This is a genomic window from Streptomyces kanamyceticus (assembly GCF_008704495.1).
Lineage (GTDB): Bacteria > Actinomycetota > Actinomycetes > Streptomycetales > Streptomycetaceae > Streptomyces > Streptomyces kanamyceticus.
The window spans coordinates 7,574,794-7,587,352 of sequence record NZ_CP023699.1 but is presented as its reverse complement, the minus strand read 5'-3'; the positions used below and the strand labels follow the sequence as shown (position 1 = coordinate 7,587,352).

Annotated in this window: 9 protein-coding genes and 1 pseudogene; 5 read left to right on the top strand and 5 right to left on the bottom strand. The window is 73.6% G+C overall.

Annotation, left to right across the window (positions count from 1 at the left end):
• Positions 1 to 32: 32 nt before the first annotated feature.
• From CP970_RS32820 to CP970_RS32810, 3 genes are all read right to left on the bottom strand, one after another.
• On the bottom strand, positions 33 to 455 hold the full coding sequence (locus CP970_RS32820) for a hypothetical protein (RefSeq protein WP_055554344.1): 423 nt from the start codon (positions 453 to 455) through the stop codon (positions 33 to 35).
• 86 nt (positions 456 to 541) lie between these two features.
• Positions 542 to 2,296 (bottom strand): SWIM zinc finger family protein, encoded by a 1,755-nt coding sequence (locus CP970_RS32815; RefSeq protein WP_150494338.1) that lies wholly within the window; start codon positions 2,294 to 2,296, stop codon positions 542 to 544.
• A 208-nt stretch (positions 2,297 to 2,504) separates the two neighbouring features.
• Entirely contained in the window at positions 2,505 to 5,615 is a 3,111-nt protein-coding gene (locus CP970_RS32810) for a DEAD/DEAH box helicase (protein WP_150494336.1), read from the bottom strand.
• Positions 5,616 to 5,844: 229 nt separating this feature from the next.
• On the opposite strand from CP970_RS32810, the gene CP970_RS32805 reads away from it, so the two are divergent.
• The 5 genes and pseudogenes from CP970_RS32805 (at position 5,845) to CP970_RS45140 (ending at position 10,148) form a co-directional block, all read left to right on the top strand.
• Positions 5,845 to 6,798, top strand: coding sequence for a metallophosphoesterase family protein (locus CP970_RS32805; RefSeq protein WP_055556461.1), 954 nt, complete (start codon positions 5,845 to 5,847; stop codon positions 6,796 to 6,798).
• 19 nt (positions 6,799 to 6,817) lie between these two features.
• Positions 6,818 to 8,110: an MFS transporter gene (locus CP970_RS32800; RefSeq protein WP_055556463.1), complete on the top strand. Its 1,293-nt coding sequence runs from the start codon at positions 6,818 to 6,820 to the stop codon at positions 8,108 to 8,110.
• On the top strand, positions 8,107 to 9,165 hold the full coding sequence (locus CP970_RS32795) for a TolB family protein (protein WP_055556465.1): 1,059 nt from the start codon (positions 8,107 to 8,109) through the stop codon (positions 9,163 to 9,165). The genes CP970_RS32800 and CP970_RS32795 overlap by 4 nt, the downstream gene beginning before the upstream one ends.
• Positions 9,166 to 9,266: 101 nt before the next feature.
• A pseudogene (locus CP970_RS45145) lies at positions 9,267 to 9,602 on the top strand (RidA family protein); the annotation flags it as partial.
• Between the two features lie 96 nt (positions 9,603 to 9,698).
• The gene (locus tag CP970_RS45140; protein WP_055556469.1) at positions 9,699 to 10,148 is read left to right on the top strand and encodes a GNAT family N-acetyltransferase; all 450 of its coding nucleotides are present in this window, start codon (positions 9,699 to 9,701) and stop codon (positions 10,146 to 10,148) included.
• Positions 10,149 to 10,191: 43 nt separating this feature from the next.
• On the opposite strand, the gene CP970_RS32785 is transcribed toward CP970_RS45140, so the two are convergent.
• On the bottom strand, positions 10,192 to 11,217 hold the full coding sequence (locus CP970_RS32785) for a glycoside hydrolase family 6 protein (protein ID WP_150494334.1): 1,026 nt from the start codon (positions 11,215 to 11,217) through the stop codon (positions 10,192 to 10,194).
• A 363-nt stretch (positions 11,218 to 11,580) separates the two neighbouring features.
• Positions 11,581 to 12,534, bottom strand: a complete 954-nt coding sequence (pip, locus tag CP970_RS32780; protein ID WP_055556319.1) for a prolyl aminopeptidase — start codon at positions 12,532 to 12,534, stop codon at positions 11,581 to 11,583.
• Between the last annotated feature and the right edge of the window lie 25 nt (positions 12,535 to 12,559).

Below are 12,559 nucleotides of genomic sequence, written 5' to 3'. Positions count from 1 at the left end.
GCCCCGCAACCGCCTCAGCCTCAGCAACCGCCTCAGCCGTTGCGCACCTCACCGATCGATCCGCTCTGGATCACCACGCCGTAGTGCACGCCGCCATTGAGGGTGTTGTACACATCGCCGCCGCGCCCCTCCCGCTCGGCTCTCGGCGACAACTCCTCCAACAGCGCCCGGAGTTCCGCCGCGGCCGCCGGATCCGCGCGCAGCGCACGCCGCATACGTCCCCGCCACGCGGCCAGCACGTCCGCCTCGGCCTCGGCGTCGGCACTGTCCCGCGCCGCGGTGAGATCGCCACGCGACTCCTCCAGTTCCCCGGCGACGGCCTCCTCGTCGTCCGCGTCCCCCCGCGCGAAGAATCCGGCGACGCGGTCCCGCACCTGCCCCCAGCCGTCGGTCACCATCTGCTGCACGAGAGCCGTGGCCCCCGCCGTCGCCAGTGCGGTCAACTCAGCGTCCACCGGGCCTCCTTCACGTCGCCACCCGCATCATCGCGCAGTGCGCCTGCGTGCTTCACGGTAACGCCACCACCGACGATTCGGCGTCGTCAGCCTTCGAGCACCCCCGCCAACGCCCCCACCGGATCCACGTCCGCCTCCCCCTCCGGCCACCAGTCGTCGCCGCCCGGCTCGCTGCGGTACGGGTACCAGCGGCCGTCCTGGCCGTAGCGGAGCTGGAGGGTTCCCTCGGCGTTGGTGAGGTGGTTGCGGTGGATGGCCATGCGGGGGAGGTCCGCCGCCACCAGGGCGCCGCGGGCCCGGTCGAAGGGGCCCGCCGGGGGGTCCCAGGGGGATTCCAGGGTCGCCAGGCCGTCCTCCGCGCCCTGGCGCCAGGCCGCTGCCGCGCGGGCCAGTTCCTTGGGGGTGCGGTCCACCGAGTCCGCCAGGTCGGTGAACTGGCGGCTGAACGTGCGGCGGCCCGTCAGCCCGGGGTGGGAGGCCGCCAGGCGCACCGCGTCGTGCCAGGGCTCCATCGCCGAAGGGAAGGGGTCCGCTCCCGTCATCAGGTACGCGTGGGCCCGCACCGCCGTGTCCGTCACCAGGAACTCCAGCGCCGTCGGGTCGGGGGCCCCGAGGGTCGCCGGGAGGACCGGGGGGGCGCCCGGGCGGGACGGGGGTGCTGGTGGGGGCGGGAGCGGGGGGCGGTACGTCGTCGCCAGGGCTTCTCGGGCCAGGGTGCTCGGGAGGGGTGGGGCGGAGGCTGGGGCAGGCGCGGGGGCTGAGGCTGGGGCAGGCGCGGGGGCTGGGGCAGGGAGTGACGGGTCGGTGGGGTGGGGCTGTTCGTTGCGGGCCTGGTGCTGGTAGCGGTACCGGTCGGACGCGGGCTGCGCCGCGGGCCCGGTGGGCGCGGTCGGTTCAATGGCGGTGGCGGTGCGTGTGGCCGGTTCGGTGGCGGTGGTGCGTGTCGTCCGTTCCGGTTCGGGCGTCTCGGTGGGGGCGGGTGGCGTGGCTGCCTCGGGTGAACCGGGCGGTGGTGTCGGGGCGGTGAGGTGCGGCGGGGCTTCGAGGTCACGGGGCCGGGTGGTGCCCCCGCCGCCCGTCCGCGCCTCCCGTTCCTCCCTCGCCGTCTCCTGCGCGTTGCGGTGCGCCAGTTCGTCGAGGAGGTCCGCCTCCTCGCCGCCGCGCAGCAGGAAGAGCACGAAGGGGTCCGCGTCCAGGAGGCGGGCCGTCTGGTAGGCGAGGGCGGCCGCGTGCTTGCAGGGGTGTCCTCGGTCGGGGCAGCTGCAGGACGGGGCCAACTCGCGTCCGGCGGGCAGGAGTTCGACTCCGGCTCGGGTCGCGGCCGCCGCCAGGGCCTGCGGCATGTCCTTGTCCAGGAGCGCCGCGATGTGCGCGGGGTCCGCGGCCACCACGTCCAGGAAGCGGGTCCAGTCCTCGGGGGTGAGCGTGCGCAGGCGGAGTTCGGCGCGGTAGGGGCGGGGGCGGCTGCCGTGGACGTACGCGACGATGCGGCCCGGCGCCACCGTGATCGTGTCCACGGAGCCCTCGCGGGCGTAGGCGCGGCCGCGGGACAGGCGGGCCTGGTCGAGGGCGGCCTCCTCCAGTGCGCGGATCCACGCGTTGCCCCACCAGGTCGCGGCGAACGGGGCCTCGGGGTCGGTGTGCGCGGGCAGCGCGGGGAAGACGCGGCCGCTGCCCATCCGGCTCGTCTCGCTCATCCCGCTGGCCCAGCCGAGACCGTGGCCCCGCCGAGAGCCATCGCCTCGGCGGGAGCCGTCGCCCCGGCGGGAACCGTCACCCAGGCGGGAGCCCTCGCCCAGGCGGGAGCCGTCACCCCGGCGGAAGCCCTCGCGCCGCGTCATGCCGTCCTCCTCAGCGCCACCAGGTCCGACAGTTCCGCGTCCGAGAGTTCAGTGAGGGCCGACCCGCCGCCGTCGCCTCGGCGGGAGCCGTCGCCCCGGCGGGAGCCATCGTCGCGGCGAGAGCCATCGCCTCGGCGAGAGCCGTCACCCCAGCTGGATCCCTCACCCAGGCGAGAGCCATCACCCCGGCCGGAGCCCTCGCGCCGCGTCATGCCGTCCTCCTCAGCGCCACCAGGTCCGACAGTTCCGCGTCCGAGAGTTCAGTGAGGGCCGACTCGCCGCCGTCGCCGAGCACCGCGTCCGCCAACGCCTGCTTCGCGGCCAGGAGTTCGGCGATGCGGTCCTCCACCGTGCCCTCGGTGATCAGTCGGTGCACCTGGACCGGCTGGGTCTGGCCGATGCGGTAGGCGCGGTCGGTGGCCTGTTCCTCCACGGCCGGGTTCCACCAGCGGTCGTAGTGGATGACGTGGCCCGCCCGGGTGAGGTTCAAGCCCGTGCCCGCCGCCTTCAGGGAGAGGAGGAAGACCGGGATCTCGCCGGACTGGAAGCGGTCCACCATCTCCTCGCGCCGCGCCACCGGCGTTCCGCCGTGCAGGAGTTGGGTGCGGACGCCCCGGGATGCGAGGTGCGATTCCAGCAGCCGCGCCATCTCCACGTACTGCGTGAAGACCAGGACGGCGCCCGCGCTCTCCGACTCGGTGAGGATCGTGTCGAGGAGTTCGTCGAGGAGTTCGAGCTTGCCCGATCGGTCGGGGCTCGCCCCGCCGTCCTTCAGGTACTGCGCCGGGTGGTTGCAGATCTGCTTCAGCGCCATCAGGAGTTTCATCACCAGGCCGCGCCGCGCCATGCCGTCCGACGCCTCGATGCGGGCGAGCGTCTCGCGCACCACCGCCTCGTAGAGCGAGGCCTGTTCGCGGGTGAGGGTGACCGGGTGGTCCGTCTCCGTCTTCGGAGGGAGTTCCGGCGCGATGCCCGGGTCCGACTTCTTACGGCGCAGGAGGAAGGGGCGGACGAGGCGGGACAGGCGGGTCATCGCCTCGTCGTTCTCGGCGAACTCGCCGCCCTCCGCCAGGCGCGCGTACCGGGCGCGGAACTCCTTGAGCGAGCCGAGCAGGCCCGGTGTCGTCCAGTCGAGCAGGGCCCAGAGTTCGGAGAGGTTGTTCTCGACGGGGGTGCCGGTGAGTGCGACGCGGGCCTGCGCGGGGATCGTGCGCAGTGCCTTCGCCGTCGCCGCGTGCGGGTTCTTGACGTGCTGCGCCTCGTCCGCGACCACCAACCCCCAGGTGTGGCCCGCCAGTTCTACGGCACTGGTGCGCATCGTGCCGTACGTCGTGAGGACGAAGCCGCCCGTCAGGCCGGTCAGGGTGCGGGCCGTGCCGTGGAAGCGGCGCACCGGCACGCCGGGCGCGAAGCGTTCGATCTCCCGCTGCCAGTTGCCGAGCAGCGAGGCCGGGCAGACCACCAGGGTCGGCGCGGCCCCCGCGGCGACACCGGACCGCGCCCGGTGCAGATGCAGCGCGATCAGCGTGACCGTCTTGCCGAGGCCCATGTCGTCCGCGAGGCAGCCGCCGAGGCCGAGGGACGTCATGCGGTCCAGCCAGGCGAGGCCCCGGAGTTGGTAGTCGCGGAGCGTCGCCGTGAGGCCGGGCGGCGGCGCGATCGGCGCGGGGTCGCCCGCCAGGCGCTCGCACAGTCCGGCAAGCGCGCCGACCGGGACCGCGGGCACCGGGCGGCCCTCCACCTCCGCCGTGCCGGTGAGCGCGACGGACAGCGCGTCCAACGGGTCGAGCAGGCCGAGGTCCCGCTTGCGTGCCTTGCGTACGAGTTCGGGGTCGACGAGCACCCACTGGTCCCGCAGCCGCACCACGGGGCGGTGGGACTCGGCGAGTTCCTCCATCTCCGCCTCGGTCAGCGTTTCGCCGCCGAGCGCCAACTGCCAGCGGAATTCCAGGAGTTCGTCCGTCTTGAAGAAGTCGAAGTTGTCGGCCGCGGTGCCGGGCGCGGCCCTGACCACGGCCGTCGCGGTCAGTCCGCGGGTCAGCTCCTTCGGCCAGTGCACGGCGACGCCCGCCGCGCCGAGCCGCGGCGCCGCGGCGCCGAGGAGGTCGTTCAACTCCTCCTCGTTCAGGGGCAGTACGTCGGGGCGGGGCCGGGCGAGGAGCCGGGCGAGCGGCGGCCATACGCGGGCCGCGCGGCGGATCGCGAGCAGTGTGTCGACGCGGGCCCGGGGCCCGAAGTGGTCGGCGCCCGACGACCAGAGCAGCGCGGCGTCCGTGACGAGCGTCGGGTCGGCGAGGCTGTGCACCTGGACGACGGCGGCGGCGGGGCTCGCCACGGCGGCGCGCGGGACTCCCGGCGCTCTCGCCGTCTCGGCGCCGACCCCATCCGCCCCATCAGCCCCATCGACATCCGCCCCGTCGAACACCTCGTGCGCCCGCAGATCCAGCCGCAGCGACACCCGCACCCCGGCGTCCACCCCGGCGGCGACCTCCGCGGCCCACTCGTGCACGGCCGGTCCACGCAGCCGCTGGGGCGCGCGGGCCGCGAAGGGCGCGCCGACCGCGTACGCCGCCGCCGGGGTGCGCGGCAGGACATCAACCACCGCGTCGACGAAGGCTCTGACCAGTGCGAACGGCTCCGGCACCCGGAGCGGCCCGGCCCCCGGCAGCGGCACGGCGTGCGCCTCGGCGGGCAGCGCCGCGGCGATCCCCCGCAGCTGCCTGACGTCCGACTCGTCCAGCGGCCCCGCCCGCCACGCGTCCAGGTCCCCGGCGGCGAGGCCGGGCAGCAGCCTGCCGCGCGCGGCCAGGTGCAGCGCGTGCCGGGCCGCGGCGGCCCAGCAGGCTCCGGTGGGGTGCGGGCGCGCGGTGCGCAACAGGAGCGGGACGGCGTCGGCCACCGGCAGCAGGACCGCGGGGACGGTCCTGGCCCGGGCACCCTTGCCGTGCTTGCGGGCGACGGTGAGCTCCCCCTCACGTACGGCAAGGAACTCGGCACCTACGGAAGAGCCCTCCTCACGTACGACAGGGAGCTCAGCACGCGCGGAAGAGCCCTCCTCACGTACGGCAGAGAGCTCAGCACGCACGGAAGAGCCCTCCTCACGTACGGCAGAGAGCTCAGCACGCACGGAAGAGCCCTCCCCACGCACAACAGGAAGCCCTCCCCCTACGACGGAGAGCCCCGCAAGCCCCTCCCCCCAGAAAGCCACCCGCCCCTCCCGCGGCACCTCCCCCGGCAGGAAGACCGCGGCACAGCCACGCACCAGCGCCTCCGCGGCCGCAGGCCACGCAGGCCACGTCGTCCCGTCCGCCGCCGCCATCCCGTTCAACCTCTGTTCGGCTCGTGCTCAGCCTCTGCTCGTTCCCCGCACGCCACCCTAGGCCAGACTCGGGCGGCCCCTCCTCGCCGCCGGGCGCACCCCGGGTAGGAAAGTTTCCTAACAATAATCCACCCAGCTTATTGACGCGGTCATGGCATGTCGCCAGGATGCGTCGGGACGGCCCCGCACCACCCCCACCGGCACCCCCAAGCCGATCTAGGAGACGGACATGCCGCCCACCCCACGCACCACGAATTCCCGCGCCCGCAAAGCCCGTTGGGGCATCCCCGTAGCGGCGGGCGGCGCGCTCGCCCTCGTCGGCGGCGTGCTCCTCTGGTCGCCCGCGGGCGAGGCCGATGCCACCCCGAAGGCCACACCCAGGGCCGCGTTCACCGCGGTCGCCGCCGGTGACATCGCCGAACAGTGCACGTCGAGCAGCAGCAGCTGCAAGCACCCGAAGACCGCGGCCCTGGTCAAGCAGATCAACCCGTCGTTCGTGATGACCATGGGCGACAACCAGTACGACGACGCGCGCCTGAAGGACTTCCAGAAGTACTACGACAAGTCCTGGGGCGCCTTCAAGAGCAAGACGAAGCCCGTCCCCGGCAACCACGAGACGTACGACCCGGCGGGCGCGCTCAAGGGCTACAAGTCCTACTTCGGGTCCGTCGCCTACCCCGACGGCAAGAGCTACTACAGCTTCGACCAGGACAACTGGCACTTCATCGCGCTCGACTCCAACAGCTTCGACGACGACGAGCAGATCGACTGGCTGAAGGACGACCTCGCCGCCAACTCCAAGAAGTGCGTGGCCGCCTACTGGCACCACCCCCTCTTCTCCTCCGGCGAGCACGGCAACGACCCGGTGAGCCGCCCGGTGTGGAAGCTGCTCTACGACAACAAGGCCGAGCTGATCATGAACGGCCACGACCACCACTACGAGCGGTTCGCCCCGCAGAACCCGGACGGCAAGGCCGACTCCAACGGCATCGTCGAGCTGCTCGGCGGCATGGGCGGCGCCAACCCGTACAAGATCGAGGAGGTCCAGCCCAACAGTCAGAAGCGGCTCACCGACACCTTCGGCGTGGTCAAGCTGAACTTCACCGACACCGGCTTCTCCTGGAACCTCGTCGGCACGGACGGTTCGACGAAGGACACCAGCCCGAACTACACCTGCCGCTGAGGCCGTCGGGAGCACCGCGATGTACCTCGCATCCACCGGCGCGGTCGCCCAGGGCGACCCGGCCGCCGCCAAGGCCCCGGAGCAGTCCGAGGCCCGGCGCGGCCGGGTCGCGGGGCCCGTCCTCGCGCTCGGCGCCGTCAGCCTCGTCACCGACATCTCCTCGGAGATGGTCACCGCTGTCCTGCCGCTCTACTTCGTCCTCCAACTCGGCCTGTCCCCACTTCAGTTCGGCTTCCTGGACGGGCTCTACAACGGCGTGACCGCCCTGGTGCGGCTCGCCGGCGGATACGCCGCCGACCGCGGCGGGCGGCACAAGCTCGTGGCGGGCGGCGGCTACGCCCTCTCCGCGCTCTCCCGGCTCGGCCTGCTCCTCGCGGGCGGCGCCACCGCGGGCATCGGCGCGGCGCTCGCCGCCGACCGCATCGGCAAGGGCGTGCGGACCGCGCCGCGCGACGCGCTGATCTCGCTGAGCAGTCCGCCCGACGCGCTTGGCCGCGCCTTCGGCGTGCACCGGGCGATGGACACCACGGGCGCGCTGCTCGGCCCGCTCGCCGCGTTCGCGCTGCTGTGGGCGACCGCGGACGCGTACGACGCCGTGTTCGTGGTCAGCTTCTGCTTCGGGCTGCTCGGCGTACTGATGATGATGGCGTTCGTACCGAGCCAGCCGCACCAGACGCACCCGCCTCGCACCGGCACCCCCTCCGAGTCCGGATCCGTGGCCGAGCCGCGCGGCAAAGCACTCGACCTGCTGCGCGTCCCCGCCTTCCGACGGATCCTCGGTGCCGCCGCGCTGCTCGGCGCGGCCACCATCGGCGACGCGTTCCTCTACCTCCTCCTCCAGCGGCGGCTCGACTTCGCCATCTCGTGGTTCCCGCTGCTCCCGCTCGGCGCCGCCGCGGTCTACCTGCTGCTCGCGATCCCCGCGGGAAGGCTCGCCGACCGCACCGGGCGCCGCGTCCCGTTCCTCGCCGGGCACGCCGCGCTGCTCGGCGGGTACGTCCTGCTGCTCGCGCCCACCGAAGGATGGCCCCTGCTCATCGGCGTACTCCTGCTGCTCGGCGTCTTCTACGCCGCCACGGACGGTGTCCTGATGGCCCTGGTCACCCCCGTCGTGGCCCGCGAACGCCGGGCCAGTGGCATGGCCGTCCTGCAGACCGGACAGGCACTCGCCCGTCTTGTCGCCGCCGCCGGGTTCGGCGCCGCCTGGACGCTGTGGGGCGTGGGGCCCGCGCTGACCTGCGCTTGTGTCGCGCTCACCGCGGCGCTCGCCGGGGCGGCCGTACTGCTCCCCCGAACCGAAAGGCAGCCATGACCTCGCTCCCCTCCGCAGGGCCGCGGTCGCTGCGCGCCCGGATCATCGCCGTCGCGGTGGCCGCCGCCGTCCTCGCGGGCGTCGCCGTCGCGTACACCCTGCACGCGTCCCAGCGCGCCCAGTCGGCCGACACCGCATCGGAGTTCGGCCTCGACCGGGGGCACCTCTACTTCCGCAGCACCGAGGCGGGCGCGGGCCGGGTCGCCCGCCTGCCCGCGCCCGGCGAGGCGGCGGCCCGCAGGATCGGCACCGCCCGCACCGCGGTCACCTCCCGCAAGCCCTCCCGCACCACCGGAGGCCCCTCCTGCGAACGCTTCTACGCCGCCGCGGGCACCGCTCTCTGTCTGCAGCGCCGCGCCGGGATCCCGCCCAAGTCGTACGCCGCCGTCCTGGACGGCCACCTGCGCGAGAAGCGCCGCATCTCGCTCACGGGCATCCCCAACCGGGCGCGGGTCTCCGCGTCGGGCCGGATGCTGTCCTGGACGATGTTCGCCACCGGCGACTCCTACGCGGGCTCGTCCTTCTCCACCCGCACCTCGATCCTCGACACCCGCACCGGCTATCTGATCAAGAACATGGAGGAGATCCCCCTCACCATCGAAGGGCGCCGCTACCACGCGCCCGACGTCAACTACTGGGGCGTCACCTTCGCCGAGGACGACAACCGCTTCTACGCGACCGTCTCGACCAAGGGCAAGACCTACCTCGTACGCGGCGACATGAAGAAGTGGGCCGCGACCGCGCTGCGCACGAACGCCGAATGCCCCTCCCTCTCCCCCGACAACACCCGCATCGCCTTCAAGAAGCGGGTGCGCGAGGGGACTCAGGACCCGTGGCGGCTGTACGTCCTGGACCTGCGCACCATGCGGGAACGCCCGCTGGCCGAGCGGCGCAGCGTCGACGACCAGGCCGCCTGGCTGGACGACGGCACCCTGGCGTACGCCCTGCCGGGCGAGGACGGGCGCAAGCAGGACATCTGGTCGACGCCCGCCGACGGCTCGGGAAAGCCCACGCTGCGGGTACGGGGCGGGAGTTCACCGGCGGCGGTGCGCTGATCCCCGGCCCTCCCCTGGCCAGCCCACTGGCGCCCTGCGCGAATGTGCCCTTATACGAAATTGAGGTGCGGTAGCCGTCCGCCGCACCCCACGATCGGTCCATGACCACTGACCGGACCGTCGTGCCCACCCTCTTCCCGCCTCCCGGATACGCCCACGCCGCCGTCGTCGAAGCCGGTACCCGCCTCGCCTTCATGGCGGGTTCCGTGCCGCTGGACCCCGAGGGCAAGCTCGTCGGCGAGGGCGACGTGGCGCGCCAGACCGAACAGGTGATCGCCAACCTCGACGAGGCGCTGCGCGCGATCGGCAGCGACCTGTCGCAGGTCGTGGCCAGCACGGTGTACGTGGTCAGCGCCGAGCCCGCCGTACTGAGCGAGGCGTGGGAGGTCGTCCGCGGGACCGACCTGCATGCCGGGCCGCACACCTCCACGCTGCTCGGCACGGCCTGCCTGGGCTACCCGGGCCAGCTGGTGGAGATCACCGCCACCGCGGTGGTCCCCGACAGGACCCGGGCCCAGGAGGCGGCGGCCGCCGTGGACGCCGTCGCCCTGCGCGTGGCCACCGAGGCCGACGGCGCGGCCGTCGCCGACGTGTACCTGCGTTCCTTCGACACCGCCCTGCCGAGCGTGCGAAGGGCCCACTCCGCCGCCGCGGTGCGGGAGTTCTTCCAGCACGTCGTCGTACCGCGCGGCAGCACCTGGGTCGCGGAGGCCGGGGGCGAGACCGTCGGGATGATGGTGCTCGACGGCGACGAGCTGAGTCAGCTCTACCTCGCCCCCGAGTGGCGGGGGCGCGGCATCGGCGACCGCTTCGTGACGCTGGCCAAGGAACTGCGCCCGGCGGGACTCTGGCTCCGTACGTTCCAGGTGAACACCCCGGCGCACCGCTTCTACGAACGCCACGGCTTCGCGGCGACGGAGCGGTCGGACGGCTCGGGCAACGAGGAGCGGGAGCCGGACGTCCGCTACGGCTGGCGCCCGTAGTCGCCAGCCCTCAACCCCTCAACCCCTCAACCCCTCAGCCCCTCTACCTCCTGGCCCTGCTGGCCAGTCCGAGCGCGTACTGCGGCCACCACTGCCCGGCCCGCGGCCCGCCCCTGCACGTCCCGTCGGACTCGCCCGGCCGCTTGATCCACAGATAAGCGTCGAGCGCGGGGACGCCGGTGCGTGTGGTGGGCGGGGTGCCGAGGGCGCGGCCCGGCGGATTGCACCAGGCGAGAGCGCCGCGGAAGGGGCCGTTTCCGTTGCGGCTGCTGTCGATGACGAAGTGCTTGCCGCCGCCGAGGACCCTGGCGAGCCGGTGACCGTAGTCCGAACTGACCTTGTTGGTCAGGTAGTTGGAGGTGTTGAGCGCGAATCCGTCGGCCCGCGCGACACCGGCCCTGCGCAGCGGGGCGACCAGCCTCCGCGGGTCGGGGATCCAGCCCGCGTTGCCCGCGTCGAGGTAGACCTTGGTGTGCGGCTGGCGCTTGAGGCGCTGGACCGCGTGGGCGAGCAGGCCGTAGCGCTCGCGCGCGTTGGCCCCGCGGCACCCCGCCACCAGCTGGGCGACGGCGTCCGGTTCGACGATCACGTACGCGCCCCGGTTGCCGAGTCCCCGGGCGAACCCGTCGATCCACCGCCGGTACTGGGCGGCGTCGCGCGCGCCGCCCGAGGAGTACGCGCCGCAGTCGCGGTGCGGGATGAAGTAGGCGACGAAGACCGGGGTGCGCCGCGCCCTGGCCGCCGCGCCGACGTGCGAACGCACGACGGATTCCGCGCCGTCCCTGTTCAGCCAGACGGCCTGCGGGCGCCCTGCGATGCGCTGGATGATCCTGGCCTGCCCGGTACGCCCCTGCCGCCGCCACGTGGCGGCCTGCCGGGCCGCGGCGCTGTACGGGTCGACCCAGAAGGCGGGCGCGGCGGCGGCTGGGGCGGGCGGCGCCCCCGCCCCAGCCGCGGTCTCCTCGCCACAGCCGGTCGCCACCGCGCCCAGCAGGAGCGCGCCGATGAGCAGGGACCGGGGAAGGTGGGAGCCGCGGGGGCGGCGGACGGGGGAGGACGGTCGGGACACCGGGCGGCTCCAGGGGCGCGGCGCCGGACCGGTCCGACGCGTTTCCCGGAGTCTGCGGCGCCCCCACCGCCCCGACGGCCCACTCCCCGCCGGGGCGACGGCGGTTCACCCCGAAGACCACTCGGACAGCGGCGTGTCCAGACAGGTGCGGGCGCGTGTGCGGACAAATTCAGCCCGTCCGGCGCTTGAGGACGAACTCGGCGAAGCCGGTGACCAGCACCGACCACAGGAGGCAGCAGCCGCAGAAGCCCCCGTGCGGACAAATTCAGCCCGTCCGGCGCTTGAGGACGAACTCGGCGAAGCCGGTGACCAGCATCAGCCACGGAAGGCAGCAGCCGCAAAACGCACCGGCCCCGGAACGCATCAACTGGACCGGAACCGATCCGTCGCCGCCACCAGTTCCTCCGCGATCCCCCGCGCCCCCGCGTTGTGCCCCGCGTCGTCCACGAGGATCAACTCACTGTCGGGCCAAGCCCGCTGGAGCCGCCAAGAGATGCCGAGGAGGTTCCCGAAGTCCAGACTCCCCTGCACCAGCACACCGGGGATGCCCGCGAGCGAGGGCGCGTCCCGCAGGACGACCTCGTCGCCGCCCAGCCAGTGGTCATGGGCGAAGTAGTGCGTGACCGTCCGCGCGAAACCGGCCCGGAACGCCGCGTCCTCGTAGCGCGGCTCCGACCTGGGCGGCGCGGGGATGATCGCCGTCTCCCAGTCCGTCCAGGCCCGCGCCGCCCGCGCGCGGACCTCGGGGTCCGGCGATTCGACGAGGCGGTTGTAGGCCGCGGCGAGATCCCCGTCCCGCTCCCCCTCGGGCACCCCGGCGCGGAACGCCTCCCACGCCTCGGGGAAGATCCGCCCGAGCCCGCGGGTCAGCAGGTCCACCTCGGCGCGGCTGCCCGTGGCGATGCCCGTGAGGACCAGTTCCGAGACCCGGTCGGGGTGCGTCTGCGCGTACCGAAGGCCCAGTACGGATCCGAAGGAGACGCCCCACACCAGCCACCGCTCGACGGCCAGGTGACGCCGCAGCAGCTCCAGGTCGGCGAGCAGGTGCTTGATCGTGTTGACGCCCATGTCGGTCGCGGGGTCGCTCGCGGGCGGCGTGGACCGGCCCGCGCCGCGCTGGTCGAGCAGGATGATCCGGTACGCGTCGGGGTCGAAGTACCGGCGGAAGAAGGGCGTGCAGCCGGAGCCGGGGCCGCCGTGCAGCACCACCGCGGGTTTGCCGAGCGGGTTGCCGCAGGCCTCCCAGTACACGCGGTTGCCGTCGCCGACGTCGAGCATGCCGTGGTCGTAGGGTTCGATGTCCGGATAGAGGCCCATCGCGGCACCCTAACCCGGCACTTGG